The following is an 18361-nucleotide window of genomic DNA, read 5'->3' on the forward strand; positions in this document are numbered from 1 at the left end:
CGACATATTTTTGATATCCATAAAGCTCCCCACTGGATAAACCCTAAAAAAATGTTCAGGGTATAATATACATATTTTAACGTTTTTGGCTAACGCCAGGTCCTTTGATGATACTATGACCGTGTTGTGCCGCTTCAAGTACAATTTTTTGATTGATGCTGTTCACGACCGATTCAACGTGCGTGATGATGCCGAGCATTTTTCCTTCGCGCTGCTGGCTTCTCAGACAGTTCATCACGTCTTCCAAGGTCACGTCGTCGAGCGTTCCAAAACCTTCGTCCATGAAGAGTGATTCGACGCGGACGTTTCTGCTGGCAAAGTCTGCAATTCCGAGCGCAAGCGAAAGACTAATCAGGAATTTTTCACCACCCGAGAGATTGGAAATTCCGCGCGGTGTGTCGAATTCAGCATCGTCCACTTCGAAGCCCAGGTTTCCTTTGGCAACGAGCCTGAAACGGTCCTTGACGATTTGCAGGTGCCTGTTGGCAAGCTTGAGGAGCGACTTGAAAGTGAGCCCCTGAACGAATGTGGCAAAGTCGCTGCCGTCCTTGACACCGAACCAGTCGCCCATAGCATCCCAGCGGGCTGCTTCGGCCTTCTTTTCGTTCAGGTCTTTTTCGAGTTCCTGCAGTTTTGCCAAGTTCATTTTATAACGGTTGACTCTTTCTTGTGCGGCGCCTGATTTTTGCTGGAGCGCATTCAGTTCATCTTCGACGGCCTTCTTTTGATCGAGTAAATCCTGGAGCGGAATGTCGTCGGAACGTTCAGACTTTATCTTCTCGATGGCATCAATAGCTTCTTCTCGCAATCGTGTTGCAGAGGCTAATGCTTCGTCAATAGATTTCTTTTGCAATTGCAACTGTGAAAATTCCACTTCTGGCATGGAGGCTGCAAGATAGGCTGCCTCGTCGGTAAAGCCTTTGGACGTGATGGCGCTTGTGAAATTTGCAGAGGCGTTGACGATTTTTTCTGCGGTTGCTGCAATACTTTCGCTCGTAGACTTGATTCTGGATTCCAAATCGATGCAATGGTTTTCGGCGTTGCGGAACTCATTGTCCGCTTTGGTGTATGCGGCCGTCGCTTCGTTCTTTTTGGATGCAGCCGTGCTGGCTTCGGTTTCTACGTTCTTGTCGCCGAATTTACTTGCTCGCGTTTTCTGAATTTGTTCAAACTCGTCGCCCGCTTTGTCAAAGGCGCTAGATTCGGATGCGAGATTTTCTTTGGCTTGCTTGACAGCGTCTTCGAAAATGGTCGCATTGTTGCGTGCTATGGCGAGCTTGCTAGACAAATCGTCTAGTTCGGCTTGGCGCGTCTCGAATTGTTGCTGTCTCTGCTTTAAATCGTTTAGAATTGCAGTTGCGGTTTCAATATTGAATTCGGCCCATGGCTTCCACAGAGCTGCAATTTGTTCTGCGGTTTCGTTCTTTTGATGGTTCAATGCATCAATGCTTTCGATGGCTGCGTTTTGGGCAGTCGTTGCACGGTTCTTGTCGATTTCGCATTGTGCCATGAACGCGTCTGCTTTTTGCAATCGAAGATTCAAATCGCGGATTTTATCGGCAACGCTCGAGGCGCTAGACTCATCAATGGAAATGCTTCCTGCTTGTTGGTTGCAGGCAGGGTGTTCTTTGGAACCACAGACCGGGCACGGGGCGCCTTCAACGAGGTGCTTCTGGATGATGTCGGCGAGTACCAAAATATCGTTTTCAAACAGCTTCTGCTGTTCCTCGAAAAGTTCCTGCTTGCGCTTGGTGGCGGCCTTTAACTTGTCGTCCGCTTTTGTGAAGTCTTTTTCGGCGGCAACTTTCGCATTTACGGCATCGCTGATGTCCTTAAGTTGCTTTCGAATTGTGGAGACAAGATTCTCGCTTTGCGGTACAATCCCGCGCAGTTCTGCATCCTTGGCGTTATTGTCCTGGATTTCTTTGAGGCCTGTTACTTTGGGCTCAAGAGTGAGGATTTCTGCTTGGACTTTTTTTAAGCCAGATTCTGCTTTGGTGAGTTCTTGGGCGGCGCGGTTCTTGCGGCTTTCCGCCGTTGATTTGATTCCTGCTGCGTTTTTCAAGTTCTCGTCGAGCTTGCGAATCTCGTTCCAGAGAGGTTCGCTTTCAACGATAAATTGTTCTGCATCGTTTTTGGCCTTTTCGAGTGTTGCTTTTTTCTCGCGAATAAGGCTCAATGCTTCTGTCGATGTCTTGAATTCACCCTGCAGTTTGACAAGTGCGGATTCATCGGCGCTTTTGCGGGCGCGTAAACCTTGCAGCTCCGTGTAGAGCGATACGCATTCCCTAGCTTTTTCCGCTTGAGCAAGTTGCGTTTCTTTTTCCGCAAAGCTAGACTTGTTTGAACTTGCCTTTGATAGTTCTGCTTCGGCTTTGTTCAAGCGATCTTGGCTGCTGTTCAGTGAATTCCGCCAGTTGATTCTCGCTTCGAAATCTGATTTTTGGATAGCAAGGTTCTTTTGCTTGTCGGCGAGATCTTTAAGCAAAGTTTCGTCAATTGCAATTTCTTCGGCCTTGGGGAGTGCTTCGCTCAAGGTGTTGAATGCCGTCTGTGCGGTTTCTTTTGCGCGGTTCGCGAGGCTTCTGTGCTCGCCAACTTTTTGGCCGATGCGGCGGTATCTTTCCGTCCCGTTCAGCTTTTCGAGAATGTCGGCGCGTTCTCTTTCGTTACTTGTCAGGAACTTGCTGAATTCCCCTTGTGCAAGCATTATCGAACGGCAAAATTGGGAATAGTCGAGTTGAATGAGCTCTGCATTTGCCTTGCCCAGTTCTCCTTTTGCACCGGTATTTCCGTTAAAGATGTAATGGTGCGGATTGTCGATGGCGTATATTGTACCCTGCGCATTTTGCAATTTCCCGTCGGCCTTGTCGCGGGCTCTGCGCTGGCTCCATTCCGATACGAAAGTCCCTTTTTTGCAACTGTAAGTGACTCGTGCGTAACATGTGCCTTTATCCGAAGTCATGACGGCATTGCCGTTGCCGCCATTGTAAATTAATTCCTGGCGAGGGGTGGCTCCATAAATGGCAAGCGTGATGGCATCGAGAATGCTAGTCTTTCCCATGCCCGTTTTTCCGCTAATGACGAAAAGGCTATGGTCCAGTTCCTTGTATGAAGGGTCGGTAAAGTCTATGCACCATTCACCGGCGAGGCTATTGATATTTTCAAATTCGACTTTTAGGATCTTCATGGTTATGCCTCCTCGCTTTTCACTTCTTCAACCACTTGCCTAAAAAGCGGGAGGTAGTTTTCGAAATCTTTCTTGATGTCGTCGTTCATTTCTGTGATGCCGATTTTGCTCATCAGGAGGCGCCTGAAAATTTCTTCATCGTCAAGCACGTCAACGGATTCGAGTGTCTCGTCCGAGAAACTGTTGGCGCCAAGAGCGTTATTGCGGTTGACTTTCCAGCTTACGACTTCAAACGGTGCTTTTTCGAGTACAGGCAAGAGCGCTTCGTGGATGTTTACGCCTGGAGTGTAATCGTACTCGATTTCGATCATTAACGGCTTGGGGGAGGCCTCTTTCCGCAATTGCTTGAGTTGGGCTGTGATGCTTTCGATCGATCCCGAAATGCGCTTGAAACTGTAGTATTGTGGCGTCTCGATTTTTTGTACAGAAGGTTCCACGCCTTTCTGCAAGTCAATCGCCAAAATGTGGTGCGCTCTTTCGGCTTCGTCAAAGCCGAGGATGAATGGCGAACCGGAATAGCGGATTTTCGGATTCCCTGCAACTTTGGTACTGTAATGAATATGCCCGAGCGCGACGTAGTCAAATCCTTCCGGAAATGATGACGCGGGGACAGTCCCCAAGTTCCCGACGATGTCGCGCATGCCGTGCCCCTTGGCATCGCTGCCGTTGTCGTTTTCGGGGCGGCCTTCTAAGTTGGAGGCGTACAAGTGCCCTGTGGCTATCATTGGAATTTGTCGGCCGTTGCGCAATTTCTCTGCGGCTTCGTACACGGCTTGATATAATCCTTTATACGTGCTTTGGACAAAATTGTCATCACCTTCGATTTTAAAACGGCGCAACTCCTGCTCGCGCACGTACGGGACGGCAACGCTAATTCCAATCACGTTGTTTGAATCGTCCTTTAATTCCTTGACAAGTTCATCGATAGGGCGATCGCCAAGTGAACCGACCATCTGGATGTTGAGCGCGTCAAGCAAATCTCGTGGTGCATCTAGCATGGCTCCAGAGTCGTGGTTGCCGCCAACGAGCACGATGTTCTTGCAACATGTATCTAAAAGCGATGCCAGGAATCGGAAATACTGGCGCCTCGCTTCGACGGACGGGTTTGTCGTGTCGAAAATGTCGCCTGCAACCACAAGGCATTCTGCGCCGAATTCTTCAATGCGTCCTTTGAGCCAGCTTAGAAACTGCTTTGTTTCTTCGAGCCTGTCAATATCGTGCATGGAATTGCCTAAATGCCAGTCTGCCGTGTGGATTAGCTTCATCTTTACCCTTTATTTTGATGTCATCTCTGAGCTCCAAATATACTATCGATTTTTTGGCACAAAATGACAAAAGTCCCTAAAAAAACTATTTTACTTGCCGTTACTAGCTAATACTAGGTAATACAAGCTGATAAATCTTTAAAAATTTCCAGGGGAACCTTTATGAAAAAGATGATTTTCTGTGCGGCTGCTATTTGTTGCTCAGCTCTGTTTGCTCAAGAAGCTGCTGTTGCTCCGGCTGCTGCTCCGGCACCTGTTGCCAATACGGATAGTGTTCAGACTGTAGCTCCGGCTGAAACGCCTGTTGCTGCTCCTGCTGCAGAAGCTGCAAATGCTGCTGCTCCAGTTGCCGATACGGCTAAAGTGGCTGCTCCCGCTGTAGAAACGGCTAAGGTCGATACGGTGAAAGCTGCAGAACCGGTGGCCGCTCCGGTTGCTGAAGTGGCTCAAGTTGAAGACACCGCTAAGGTTGCCGAGGCCGATACCTCCAAATGGAGCAAGTTTGTCGGCGTAAGCCTTACGGTTCCGTTTGAAAGCTATAAGGCTGGTGGCAAAAAGATCAATTTTATTAATTACGAAGTTAGCGCCACCTATGTAGGTGTTTGCCGTTGCGGTTTTACCCCGAAGGCTTCTATCTCGGCGGGTATTGCGACTGCAAAGAAAATTCCGTTTTATCCGTCGAAGGGCTGGCAGGTCGGTTCGTTCAGCACTTTCGAAGTTGGTGCAGGTTATAGTTTCGTGAACAGTGAAAAGCTCCTGCTTTCTGGATTCGCCGTTGTCGGATTTGAATATGCGAATTTTATAACGGAATCCAAGAAGATGAAGCATAGCGAACTTGGGAATGTTGATCGCGATTATCTTGAATCGTTCTCTTCCCTTACCCTTGGTGGCGATGTGATGGCTAGGTTCGCCCTGAATGAAAGCGTGGGCCTCTTTGCAAGTGTTGGTGGCCGCTGGGTGGCTTATACCGATGCTGAATCTGCTGTGAGATACACAAAGGATGATTACACCCGTACCGAAAACATCCATGATGATGGCGTTGGCTACTTCAGCATTGTGCCTTCGTTTGGCGTGATGTGGAAAATCTAAAATAGATTACATCGTTCCCGATTCAAGACCTTTTACGGGAACATAACGAATAGAGCCGTCTGGTGCAATGATCATGGCAACACCGCCCATGTAATTGACCCAGCGGCCTTTTTCGTGGTAGCGCACGTTGGCATGCCCTTCGGTCACGTAGGCGAGGAGAGGCACGACCAAAAAGTCGTGTGTACACATAATGCTGACGCGCTTCATCGCAGGGAGATTTGCAAGAATGTTGTCTTTGAGCAACTGTTCACTGCGGATGCTTAGATCGTAAAATGCGTCCTGGAATTCTCCTGCGAATGCGTATCTGGAATACAAATCCCAACCACCGCCAACCGATGTCGTGTATTCGCTAACTTTGTCGGCGTCCATCACGTACCAGGCTCCGTCCATGTACGGGAGAATGTTGAGCGTATAATTTAGTTGGCCTTTGCCCTTTGCAATTTCTTCGCAGGTCTCTTGCGTGCGTGTGTAACCGGAGTAGCCGTAGTAAAAATCTTCCTTGGCGACCATTGCAAGGCGTTTGCCTAAGTTGTTGGCGTAAATTATACCATTGTCGGTCAAGTGGCCTGTGGGGCTTGTGTCTCCGGTGCGCTCGCTATGGCGGATTATGAAGACGGCTATTTCGTTGGGCTTGAGGTTTGCGTAAACTTCAACGAGGTCCGTAAATCCGTCGGCTTCTTGCGGGGTGGCAAGTCGCCAGGCGTTTGTGGCGGTTTCGAAGATGTAAAAGTTGTCGTGGTTCACACGACCTTCGCGGACTTCCTTGTTGTATTCGCCGGGGCCGAATCCTGCGGTGTCTTTTTCGATGGGTTGCGCAATGCGCCATTCCTTGGTATTGGCGTCGCAAATGAATCGCACGGTTGAATGGTCCGCGTGCTCGTAGTCGTTTGCGAATAGTGCGCTTTGACCTTGATTGACGTACGTGACCTGCCCTGCGTTTGCATCAGTACATGGCCCGAATCCGTAAGCGATGGGGATGAACGCGCGCATGTAGCGTTCGAAATTCGGAATGCCCATGCCCCATGATGAAACGTTATTGCGGATGTCGTTGTATTTCCAGATTGTATCCAAGCCTACGATCCAGTCGGCAATTTGAATTTTCCAGTTCTGGTCGTTCCAGATGCCATCGCCCTTGAGGTCTTCGGCGAGATTGTTTGCGAGATTCATCATGTCGTTCTCGCTGCGCTCGCCTTGAATCATGGCGGAGATGGCAAACAGTGCGGCACTGTATTCGCTATTCCCGAACATGTCAAGATCTTCGGCAACGGGCTTGTCTGTGCGTCCGTCGGTGAAGTACGGCTGCGAATAAAGCATGACCGTGTCAATCCCGAATGCGGCAAATGCTTCGCGCTCCGCCTGCGCTTTGGCTTCGACAAAGTCGATGTGGTTCATCGTGAGCTGCTCGATACGCGGGATGGTAATGTGCGTGAGAATGTTCACGTTCGCATGTGCGGGCGAGCATGTCTTTGCGGCAAGTGTGATGGGGTTGTTCGAAATTCTGCCTGTCACTTCGTTGCGATAAAAACCGGTCGCTCTGATTTTCACGCAGTTGGAATTCGAATGGACGTCGTTAAAGGTGTAGCGCCCGTCGTTGGTGAAAATGCAGCCTTCCGCTTTTTGATAAGTCTCGGTGTTGAAATCCTTGCTTGCTTCGGTGACGGTAACGCTTGTGCCAAAGACGAACGGCCCTTTTTGTGCAATACCGGTCATCGGAGAAATGAATCCTTCGATAAAGACGGTGTCTGGGCTGCCGATGATTGTACCGTTTGGCAGTGACGTAACTTTGTTTACCGCATGCAGAAATCCGTCGCTGCATGTGATGCTAAAATCTGTGGTGTCTGCAGCACTGCGCCATATGCCTTTTACGCAAAGACGCGGCAAGTTCTCGTTCTGCACAAAGAAAGCACGACCTTCACGGCCTGCATCGCAAGCGGGCAAATTGGCTGCGCTTTGGACAATCAAGGAATCGAAAGCTGAAGCGGGCGTGCTAGGAATGTTTTCTTTTGAACTGTTTGTCGGATTTTCGTCAGAACCACATCCTGTTGCCAACAAAGCGGCAAAACCAATCGTTGTTAAATTGAATTTTGTCATTTTTCTCCTGCTTTGTTGATATTCCTATTTCTTCAGCTTGTCAATCAAGCGTTTAGCGGGGAAGCCGACGAGCTGGAAACCTTTTTCCCAAATAAAGTCCTTGATGCGCTCGACTTTAGTCTCGTTGCTTTTCGGGAGCCAACTCTCGTCAAAATCGGCGTCTAGCCCGGCTTCTAGAATGAGTGCGGTGTAGTCCTTGTTGAGCGCATCGTAGGCGTGGTGGCGTACGAAGTGTTTCTTTTCTTCGTAGTTGAAACGGCGTTCCAGAAGCTTGCGCTTCACGAAACCGGCGCCTTGTTGGATGAGCTCGTCGTATGCGAAGAATACGGGGCGTTCCGTGTGGTAGAGAGATTCCATGATGACTTCGGCTTCGGTGAATTTTTCGCTCAAGCCGACTTCGAGCTTTCGCGTGACATCGTAGAATTCGGTCTGCTCGGGAGTCTCGAAAATGTGCAAGAAGAACACGCCGAGTGCGGCGGGTTTCATGTACAAGAAGAACGATTGCAGATGCGGCGCAATTTCGTCATTGCTTGTGAGCGAAACGACGTCGGCATTGCTTTGTTCGGCGCGTTCAAAGAATTCCTTGAACTTGTTCTTGTAATAGACGATGGAATCGTTGATGAGCAGCAGGCGCTCCACATCGCGCGTGATGACGCCGGGAACGTAGTTGCCGGCTGCGTCGGTGCGGTTCGCTTGCAGTTGCAAATAACGCCGCCACATGCCAAAGTCAAATCCGCGATTTTCAGTGAGGAAAAGCTCGATGTGGTTTTCCTTCAAAAAATCGTAGGTATCGTTCGAAAGCGTTCGGCGATTCGTGAGGAGGACGACCTTGAAGTCGGTCTCGGCGAGATGCTTGAGCGCAAAGCGGACATAGCCGGGGAGGTCTTCCCCGGTTTGGTAACTGGCATAGAGGGCGACTTTATTGCATGCGTCCATCAACTATCTTCCTCTGCGGCCTCCGCGGCTGCTGCGTCCGCGACCTTTTTCACTAGATCTGCGGCCACGCCTTGCTTCGCGTGGTTCGCTGGCTACATGGAATCCTTCGCCGAATTCACGGGAGTCGCGACCGCTGCGCTTTTCAGAACCGTGTTTCCCACGCTTGTCGGAACGGCGACCTTCATCGAATTCGTCACGGCCCTTGCGGAAACCGCCACGTTCACGAGAATCGCGACCGGTGCGTTCAAAAATCGGACCGTCGAAATCGCGACGTCCACGGCGACCGCGAGAAACGTATTCCGGTTCGTAATCGTCGTCTTCGTCCGGCTGGCTCACATAGCCGAGTGCTTCGGCGGCCGCAGCGCGGTCTGCACGTTCATTGAAATTGCGAATGTCGCGTTCGGTATCTTCGCGGGTACGGCGCTTCTTCGGTTCTGGGCTCAGCTTTTCGGTGATGCTGAAGTCTGCCTGACCGCGCAATGGGTCAACTCTGAGGAGTTGAACCATCACCTTGTCGCCACGGCGGAAGGTGCGGCCGCTACGCTTGCCAAATGCAAGACCCTGATCCGGGTTGAACACATAGAAGTCGTCGCCTGCGATATCGCGGTAGCGCACAAGACCTTCGGCAATCGGATCGTCGATGGAAACGTAGATACCCCATTCTTCGATGCCTGTTACGTTTGCTTCGAAGCTGTCGCCAATGCGGCTCTTCAAAATCCAGCAGCTGCACACCTTGATGGAGATGCGTTCCACCTTCATGTTCTTGATTTCGTTTGCCGAAATCAAATCGCAGACTTCAATCACGCTGTTCACGCGTTCGGCGTCGATTTCCTTACCCTTGCGGGCGAGTTCACGATGGCACCAGAGGTCGGCATAACGGCGGATCGGCGAAGTGAAGTGGCTGTAATCCTGCCAGTTCAAGGCGAAATGCCCGAAGCTGTTGGAATCGTAATGCGCCTTCTGCATACTGCGCAAAATGCGGTTTGTGAGAGTCTCGTCGCCAGCAGCGCGCTTGACCAAGTGCTCGTAAAGCTTGAAAGCAACCGGGTTCAAGTTCGTATCGCCACTGCGCGGCTTGCCCAAGTCACGCAACATCACCGGAGCGTCCTTGAACAGGTCCGGGTACATGTAATAGAGTTCCATGATGTCCTTCGTGTCCGGAGCTTCATGGATACGGTAAATGCCTTGCAGCTTGCGCTGCTTGAGTTCTTTCGCGCAGCAGTTGTTCGCGATGAGCATGCACTCTTCGACCCAAGAATTGGAATCGTCGTGTTCGCGCGGGAAAATCTTGACCGGTTCACCGTTCTCGTCAAACTTGCAGCCGTATTCAGTTGTCTGGAATTCGAGCAAGCCATCTTTGGTGCGGTTCCTCTTGAGGAGTGCCGTCACTTCGGCGAGAGCCTTGATGGAATCGTCGCCTTCTTCCATCATCTTCACGGCCTGCTGGTACGTGATGCCCTTCGTGATGTTCACGACACTGCGGTGGAAATCCCAACCGAGAACATTTGCGTCCTTGTCCAGGTCGATCATGCAGGTGAATGCGCAGCGGTCTACGCCTTCGTGTAAACTGCAAACGCCGCTCGAAAGCTTTTCCGGGAGCATCGGCACTGCCGTCCACGGCAAGTATTGCGTATAACTTCTTTCAAGAGCTTCCTCGTCGAGGTCCGAACCTTCGGGCACGTAGTAGCTCACATCGGCGATGTGTACGCCGAGCTTGTATCCACCATTCGGCTTGCGTTCCACGCTGATCGCATCGTCGTGGTCCATGGCGCCTTCGGGGTCAATGCAGAGAATGTCGAGCTTGCGGTAATCCACGCGGCCCTTGAAATCCTTTTCGGTCGGTTCTGTAATGGAGGCCACGTACTTTTCAATAGCGGGGCTAAAGCCTTTCGGAAGATTGCTCTCTTCCATAAACTTTGTCTTGACTTCGTCCCAAGTCACGTTCATGATTTCGGCAGAGCGGTCCACCTTTGCCAAGTAGCTGTGCTTGAGCTTTGGGTGCGGATAAAGCGTGAAGCTGATGGTCTCGCCTTCCTTGCCCGGCGCCTGCCTGCGGTGGCACATCTCGTACACCTTGCCGGTATCGATTTCGGTCACCTGCCAGTCTTCGTCACCGGTCTGGTGCAGAATGCCGCGCTTCACGCGTGTGCCGGAATCCTTTTCGGTCTGACGGCGGCTGCGAGCGCCCGGACGGCGGTTGTCTTCGACGCCCTGCTCTGCAAGCTTCTTGCGGCGCTTTTCGCGCTTGTCTTCGAGCGGTTCGCCATCGCCCAGCTGGTATTCCTTGTGGGCAGAACGCTTGAGAACACCGCGCTCGATCATGTCGGCGAGGAGCTGCTTAAAAGCCATCTTCTGTTTTTTGGGGAGGCCGAGAGCGCTACGGAGCTGGCTCCCTACCATAGGTTCGTCACGAAGGATTGCAATAATTTGTTCTTCGCTCGGTAATTCCTTAGCCATAATTAAGCCTCCTTGTTTTCTGCGACCGCTTCTTTTGCTGCGGCAAGTTCCGCCTGCTTGTACGGCATAGCGGATTCAATAAGATCATGAGTTTCGTCGCGGAGATCGGCCATCGGCTTCTCGGCGTAATCTTCATAGCGGATCAGCGGGTGAACGACCATCTCGACGGTGCCGGAATAGACCGCCCACTTGACCTTCGGGAGAATCTTTCCGGTATTGATAAATGTAACTGGCAAAATGTCAAAGTGCTGTTCTTTTGCCAAACGGAAAATTCCATTTTGGAACTTGAACATGTGCCCGTCTTCGCTGCGGTGGCCTTCGGGGAACACGACAATGTTGTAATTGCTTTCGAGGCGTTTCTTGAGGATTTTGCCGAGGCCTGCGTTTTTGCGCGGGTTCGTGTGGATAGGAATGTTGCCGGAGCGGTTCAGGACCCAGCCGAATACGGGCGCTTTCCAGAGGCTTGCCTTCGCCATGAATGACGCCGACGTGATGGAATGCCAGACGACGTTGATGTCCAAAAAGCTCTGGTGGTTGGCGACGATGACGTAGTTTACGCCCTTTGGAATGTTTTCTGCCCCCTTGACCGCGACTTTAATGCCGAAAAGCTTGAAAATAATGTTCCTGAAGGCGAAAGTGCAAATCTTGGTGCAGTTTTCCCAGTGCCCGCGGATACCGCAATAGAGGGTGTAGGGGATACCCGCAACAACCATGATAGTGAAAACGACGATGTAATAAAAGAGTGCAAGAATAGCGCGCATGTTCTCTACTTGTTAAATGTGAACTGAAGCCTACTCAATATAAATAGGTCCCTATGGGCTTAATGTATATTTTTTGAGCGGAGTAAATCGGTTGTTTTTGTTACATACGCATAAATACGCACTTGTCATTCCCGATTTAATCGGGAATCTCCTATTTCCTTGAGAAAAAACTATATTCCTGAACGTAAAACATGGAGTTTTAAATTATGGAAATTAAATGGCTTAATCCCGATGCAAAGTTTGACCGTCTCGTTTTGGCGGGTGATATCGGTGGTACGAATACGAACCTTGGTCTTGTGGGCTACAAGGATGGCAAGTTTACGCTCATTCTCGAAACCGTTTGCCCGAGCCAGTGCATTGAAGGACTTGACACCCCGATCCGTGAAACGCTCAAGGCAGCAATCGAAAATCGCGCGGATTTGAAGCCGTCCCACATCTGCATCAGCGCCGCAGGTCCGGTGGCAAACAACAAGTGCGTCATGACGAACCTCCCGTGGTGCGTCGACGGCGATGCCATCACGAATGCAACCGGCATCCCGACCCTCGTGATTAACGACTTTATGGCCATTAGCTATGGCATCCCGACTCTCGACGTCGATGACCCGAAACAGATCCTCAAGTTCAAGCACACCGACGGTAGCGAACCAAAGCCGCAGGCTGCAACGAAGGCTGTGATTGGCCCGGGTACGGGCATGGGTGTTGGCTTCCTCGCATTTGACGGTCAGAAGTACATCCCGGCTTGCTCCGAAGGTGGTCACTCTACGTTTGCTCCGTTCGACAAGGAAACTCAGGACTTCCGCGACTACATGGAAAAGCGCATCGGCACCGTGCCGGGCGTTGAACCGCTCGTCTCTGGCATGGGCCTTGCTCACCTCTATGAATGGTGGCGCGACACGAAGGGCGTACCGCAGAACGATGCCTTCAAGAAGATTGAAGAAACCGATTGGCACGACCGCCCGAAGTACATCAGCCGCGCAAGCGATACCGATCCGGTGGCTGCCGAAATGATGCGCATGTTCGTGAAGATGCTTGCCCGCTTCGCTAGCGACGCTTGCACGTTGTTCCTCCCGCTCGGCGGTTTCTACCTCGCAGGTGGCACGGTGCAGAAGGACCTCCGCTGGCTCGAACGCGATAACTTGTTCATGACCTGGTTCGAAAAGAACTACAATCCGAACATCCGCCCGCTCTTGAACAAGATCCCGGTGTACCTCATCAAGGATTATAGCATTAGTTTGTACGGAGCTGCTAATGCAAGTTTGAATTTGCAGAAGTAAACGGACGTTGTGAAACGTGCGGCGTGCGCAAAAAGCATGCCGAGAATGCGCGAAGAACCGCGCGAACATTGAATTGTCATGCCGGACTCCGTTCCGGCATCGCCTTTAGAGTGGTAGTTTCCATTTTGGAAACTACCAGTTTTTTTATGAAATCACGCCGCGGGCCCAGCCGTAACCCTGTACCGCCATATCGATAAAATGGTTCAATAACAAATTGCTTTTCGCATTGAACAAATCGATATCGTAGCAGTCCGGTAAATGCGGTGATTTGGGTGCATCCAGAACTTCTTCGATGGTACTCTTGACTTTGGCACGAGTCTGCTCGTCCTTATACCAATCGACAACAAGAATCTTTTGACGGTTGTCTTTCAACTTTTTGTACAAAGCTTTTGATGTCAACAGAACTTCTTGTTCTTGTGCATTTGTGAGTTTTTTGCCCATCACGAGCAAGTCGAAAATTTCCAATTCTTCGTCCGAAAGGCCCATCGTGCTTGCACGGGAATCTTCTTTCTTCAATTCTTCGACAAGCTTGATTAACTGTTCGTAATAATCTTCATTTTCCGTTCCGCCTGCATTGTAGCGGTTGATGATATTGCGGAACCTTTCGGAGAACTTGATGCGAGTGACGTTCCTGTTGATCATCTGTTGCAAGGCTTTTTCGATGAATTCCTTCATGTCGTTGATTTCGACGGCCTTGTACTTTGCCTGCTTGATTTCTTTACGCAAACCTTCGGCATCAATTTTAGAAAGGTCAATCAGTTTGGAACCACGCATGTATATTCCGTTTCTAGAGCTCTCGCGGAGTTCGGTTGCTCCATCAACTTTCACGCTTTCCGATGAAACGCTGTTATCCAAAAGGTCGCCCATGCGTTTGCGAGCCTTTTCAATTTTCTCGTCGTTTATAAGGCGGAAAAATTGTCCGTGCAAATAGATGAGTGCACTGAAAATCGGATTACTCCAGTCGCGTTCAAAAATTTCTGGCTTCGATGCTTCGTAAAGATTCAGCAAGGTGTTCAAAATGACTTTGAACTTTTCGGAATCTTCATCAATCGCGATGATTTTGTTATACGTTTCGCGAATATCATCCAACTTGTCAAATGTAGAAGCATTTTCTACAATCTTGTAAAGATCGATGTTTCGTTCCAAAAGGAACTTGTGGGCTTCTTCGATACAGGCATCAATGTAGCCAATTAGTTCGTCGATGTTCTTGGCCGGGAATTCGCTTCCGTCATCGCCAATGGCGTATGCGGCCAAGGCTTGCTTCATGAATTTGAATACGTTTACATAGTCCACGATGATGCCGCATGGTTTCCCTGGGAATACGCGGTTTGCTCTTGCGATAGCTTGCATCAGCGTGTGATTTTTCATGGGTTTGTCGAGGTAAAGCGTGCTGAGACTCTTTACATCAAAACCGGTAAGCCACATGGCACAGACAAAGACCAATTGCAAATTGTCGTTTGGATCTTTAAACCGATCTTCGATATCTTTACCTTCGGGGGTAATCGCATTCATCTTATTGCGGTGGGCGACGATATCCAAACCCTGTGCCTTGAATTTTTGAACTTCGTCCGCTTCTTCTGAAACGATAACCGCCATCTCGACTTTGTCCATGTAATTCAAGATTGCGGTTAAACGATTGTAATCGTCGCTATCCTTGACGACATTATTGCGTTCGATGGTCAGCGCCTTCTTTTCTTCTTTCCAATAGTGCTGAACCTTGTCGTACATCTTTACGGCGGTAAACTTATCGACGGAAACAACCATACCTTTGCCGAGGAATCCGCGACGCGGGAAATGGTGGGCGATATCCCTTGCAATCTTGTCGAGGCGGTCTTCGCGTTTGATGACTTCCAAAATGCGAGAACTGGAATTCTCCAACAGTTTCGCTTCGGCCTCGTTGAGGTTTTCGTCTTCGATAATCGTGACGACATCATCATCGAGGAAGTTATTCTGGAGACCGACTTCGGGAACGCGCCGACTGTAAAACAGCGGGACAGTGGAGCCGTCTTCTACGGATTGTGCAAAGTTATATTCCGAAACATAATCGCCGAACCATTGATTTGTAAGGCGTTTGCTGCCGAGTAATGGCGTGCCTGTAAACGCAATGAAGTTTGCGTTCGGCAACGCCGTTCGCATGTTTTCGGCTAAGGTCTTGTATTGCGTGCGGTGCGCTTCATCTACTAAGACAAAGATGTCGTCACGGGTCGAAAGTACCGGATATTTTTTGCCATAGACGGGAACCTTCTTTTCGCTGGCTTCATTAGCAGACGATTCGGTTTTCTTCTTTGGCTTTTCGAAACCAAACTTGTGAATCAGCGTGAAGATGAAAGGCTTGTTTCCTCTCAAATAATCACGAAGTTGTTCGCCGTTTTTAGGTTGGCATTCGTCTTTGGGTCCGATAATTTCGGTACGCATAAAGTTTTTGTGAATTTGCGTATCGAGATCATCGCGGTCAGTGATGATGACGAAAGAGAAATTCCCATGGAACTTGCGATTAACCTTGCGGGCGAACATTGCCATTGAATAGCTCTTGCCGCTCCCTTGCGTGTGCCAGAAAACGCCGAGCTTGCCGTCTAGTTCCTTGCGGTTCTTGACCGCTTCGCACAAGTTGTTCACACCCATGAACTGGTGATTCTTGGCGATAATCTTGATGGACTGATTTTCGAACAAGATGAAGTTTTCGATGTAGTCGATAAGAGTTGCTTTGTTCAGCAATCCCTTGACCATGTACTCGGCACTGACGCCTTCGCCACGGATATACTTGCGGTCAATTTTATCGTCTTCGCTAGACTTGAGCCATTCAAAGAAATAGTCGTAGCTGGCGTTGAAAGCACCAAGCTTTGTCTCGCAACCGTTCGAAAGTACGCAAATCTGGTTGAGTGCAAAAAGATTCGGAATGTCCCTCTTGTAACTCGTCAAGTTCTTGTTGTAGGCTTCTTCAATTTTGACGGTGCTGTTCTTCAGTTCGATAAAGACGAGCGGCAAACCATTGACGAATATCAAAACATCGGGGCGGCGGTAATTGAACCGTCCCTGAATCCACATCTGCGATACTGCGGTAAACGTGTTGTTTTCGGGATTATCAAAGTCGATAAAGGCAACATCGTCAAAATCTGACTTGCCATCCCTAATGAACTTCACACGGACGCCATCACGCAACTTTTTGTAGAGCGTGTAGTTGGTTGCGGTGATATCTGTACCGGAATAGTCTCGTGACAGTTCGTGTGCAATCTCGTCTAGCTTGTCCGAAGGAATGTTCGGATTGAGCCTCGTGAGTGATTCCCGCAAAATAATAGGCAAAACGCATTGCTTTTTATTCGCCCTGCCCGTACCATCATTGAGGTCTTCCGTTTTTTCTGGAGACGGATCGCAACGAACAACCTGATAGCTGTAAGGGGCTGCCTCCAGCATTTTCAGGATTGCCTGTTCAATATCGTCTTCAGAAATAAAGGACTTCATTTTAAATCTCTGATTTAAATATAAATAAACACCCATAGAAAAAATGCTACGAGTGTTAATGATTAGTTTTCTTTTGCGAAAATGAATTTGCTGAATTTCGGTTTCTTTGGAATGTTCCACTTTGGAAAGGCTAATTATGCTGCTCTTGACTTTCGTTAAATAAGAATGTATATTATTATAAAAGCATCGGAAAACACGCGCCGGCTGGTGATGCCGGGTCGCTGGAAGGTTACCGATGTTTTTTTTGTATATAGGGCATTCAGCGACTTTTGAGGAAGTTTATGGTGTCCTCGTATTTTATAGGATGGACCGGTGTCGCGTGAATGCCTTTCTTGGCATATCGAATCGATATTACATTCGTCCTTACAAGCTCTTCGCAACCGGCAAAGCCTATATCGTTGCTGAATTTGACGATTTCTTCTTTGATTTTTCCGGTTTTGTCGAAAACGACTAGGCCCGTCCCGATAGATTGTTGCACGATTTTATAAACATCGATGTTGAAATCGAAATAGGCAGCTCCGGCAAATCCTTTAGCTTTGGAAACCCTGTTGTAGTTTTCAAAAGTTTTTGTACCCACGATATGTTTTTTCTGACATTCTGGGTTTATGCGTTTTGAGAGATTTTCTTTTAAAAAAGTGGGCCACAGGACATATAGTTCGTGTTCTGAATAGATTCCCCTTGCTTTAGCTTGCTCGATTAGTTTTTCTATTGTTGTGTATAGATCCATTGCAGAACACCAGTTCACAAACCTGTTGAATGACAGATTGATGATCCCACGGAATGTGGGGGTGCTCTACGTTAATCGCCAGGGGGCCAGTTTCCCCATAGGGTGTATGCTGCCTCGAATTGTGAGCCTGTCGAGCGAACAAAGGGAGGTCGGCGTCAAGCAGAGAGTGAAACTACCTGCCCTGAATTTATCGGTGTCGGCAGGATGGGTGCGATCGGGAAAGAATATACAACTTTAAAAGAGACTAGGCAAGGGGCTTCGTATTGCTCTTGCTTTTATTCTAAGATTTGACTGATTTGAGAAATGATGCCTGAGGCAACCAAACTTCCGGTAATGTTTTGGCAAAGGGCTTCTATTTTATGCAGTAGCTTGCGAACACCTGTTTCATCTTTTTGGGTAACCATTTGCTTGATTTCGACAAGGTCTGACTTTAATTCGGCTTCCTGATTGTTTGTTAGGCGTAAGCTTGCGATATTTTGCAAAACTTGCTCTATTAAGTCGGAAACTTTTTTGAAATCAAAGCTGTTATTATTGTTGATTGTTGCAGAAGAATTCGTCATCGAGCCGATGAAGTTTGATCCATTTATGTTTCCGTAGTTGTTTATAATTGGAGTTCCCTTATCCGAATTCAAGGAAAACTTTCCTTCTTTGATTTTTGACGATTTCCATTCGTTAATTTTTTTTCTGACTTCGTTTTCAATTCTTTGAAGGAAAAATAACTTTATAACAGTTCGGTTCTTATAATCTCGAATATTTTTATCATCCTGTACTGGTGATACATAATCTTTTCCACTAGCAACAATACTAGATATATCCTTGATTGGATTCCAGCAGGGAATGATAACAGGATTGCCAACTGCATATCTTTTGGCATCTGCTTTAATTAAGGGACCATCATACCAAATGTCCAAAGTGCCATTTACCTGACGATAATCGGAAAGTTTTTCATTTTCTGCATATCCGTTTAATTCCCTTTCGCAAAATTTGGCGAATTTTTTGTCATCAATAAGGTCGGCTATGGTACGGGCTTGCTCAAGTAAATCGGCAACAGGGGTTGACGATTTTGCACTATTGGTGATGAAATCTTCTATAAGTTTTGCGATGGACATGGA

11 protein-coding genes are annotated in these 18361 nt (G+C 48.7%); 2 read left to right on the forward strand and 9 right to left on the reverse strand.

What is annotated here, in order from left to right; genetic code table 11:
- Positions 1 to 76 precede the first annotated feature (76 nt).
- Both CRN95_RS11295 and sbcD read right to left on the reverse strand, forming a co-directional pair.
- A complete protein-coding gene (locus tag CRN95_RS11295; RefSeq protein ID WP_097020940.1) occupies positions 77 to 3190 on the reverse strand; it encodes an SbcC/MukB-like Walker B domain-containing protein in 3114 nt (1037 codons plus the stop codon).
- Between the two features lie 2 nt (positions 3191 to 3192).
- Positions 3193 to 4455, reverse strand: a complete 1263-nt coding sequence (gene sbcD / locus CRN95_RS11300; RefSeq protein WP_097020941.1) for an exonuclease subunit SbcD — start codon at positions 4453 to 4455, stop codon at positions 3193 to 3195.
- A 162-nt stretch (positions 4456 to 4617) separates the two neighbouring features.
- Between sbcD and CRN95_RS11305 the strand changes: the two genes are divergently transcribed.
- The gene (locus CRN95_RS11305; protein WP_097020942.1) at positions 4618 to 5544 is read left to right on the forward strand and encodes a hypothetical protein; all 927 of its coding nucleotides are present in this window, start codon (positions 4618 to 4620) and stop codon (positions 5542 to 5544) included.
- Positions 5545 to 5550: 6 nt separating this feature from the next.
- On the opposite strand, the gene CRN95_RS11310 is transcribed toward CRN95_RS11305, so the two are convergent.
- The 4 genes from CRN95_RS11310 to CRN95_RS11325 are packed head-to-tail and all read right to left on the reverse strand — an operon-like array spanning position 5551 to position 11789.
- Complete coding sequence (locus CRN95_RS11310) at positions 5551 to 7635, reverse strand: histidine phosphatase family protein (RefSeq protein WP_097020943.1); 2085 nt, start codon at positions 7633 to 7635, stop codon at positions 5551 to 5553.
- Positions 7636 to 7659: 24 nt separating this feature from the next.
- Positions 7660 to 8571: a hypothetical protein gene (locus CRN95_RS11315; protein WP_097020944.1), complete on the reverse strand. Its 912-nt coding sequence runs from the start codon at positions 8569 to 8571 to the stop codon at positions 7660 to 7662.
- Between the two features lie 3 nt (positions 8572 to 8574).
- Entirely contained in the window at positions 8575 to 11028 is a 2454-nt protein-coding gene (locus CRN95_RS11320; RefSeq protein WP_097020945.1) for a ribonuclease R family protein, read from the reverse strand.
- 2 nt (positions 11029 to 11030) lie between these two features.
- Entirely contained in the window at positions 11031 to 11789 is a 759-nt protein-coding gene (locus CRN95_RS11325) for a 1-acyl-sn-glycerol-3-phosphate acyltransferase (protein ID WP_097020946.1), read from the reverse strand.
- Positions 11790 to 11995: 206 nt separating this feature from the next.
- On the opposite strand from CRN95_RS11325, the gene CRN95_RS11330 reads away from it, so the two are divergent.
- Positions 11996 to 13063, forward strand: a complete 1068-nt coding sequence (locus CRN95_RS11330) for a glucokinase (protein ID WP_015731915.1) — start codon at positions 11996 to 11998, stop codon at positions 13061 to 13063.
- Positions 13064 to 13207: 144 nt separating this feature from the next.
- Here the strand turns inward: CRN95_RS11330 and CRN95_RS11335 are convergent, their stop codons facing one another.
- The 3 genes from CRN95_RS11335 to CRN95_RS11345 form a co-directional block, all read right to left on the reverse strand.
- Positions 13208 to 16522 (reverse strand): type I restriction endonuclease subunit R, encoded by a 3315-nt coding sequence (locus tag CRN95_RS11335; protein WP_097020947.1) that lies wholly within the window; start codon positions 16520 to 16522, stop codon positions 13208 to 13210.
- A 259-nt stretch (positions 16523 to 16781) separates the two neighbouring features.
- Positions 16782 to 17249: a polymorphic toxin type 50 domain-containing protein gene (locus CRN95_RS11340; RefSeq protein ID WP_074209206.1), complete on the reverse strand. Its 468-nt coding sequence runs from the start codon at positions 17247 to 17249 to the stop codon at positions 16782 to 16784.
- Positions 17250 to 17524: 275 nt separating this feature from the next.
- Entirely contained in the window at positions 17525 to 18358 is an 834-nt protein-coding gene (locus CRN95_RS11345) for a hypothetical protein (RefSeq protein WP_097020948.1), read from the reverse strand.
- Between the last annotated feature and the right edge of the window lie 3 nt (positions 18359 to 18361).

Origin of the sequence: Fibrobacter sp. UWB16 (assembly GCF_900215325.1) — a bacterium.
Classification (GTDB): domain Bacteria; phylum Fibrobacterota; class Fibrobacteria; order Fibrobacterales; family Fibrobacteraceae; genus Fibrobacter.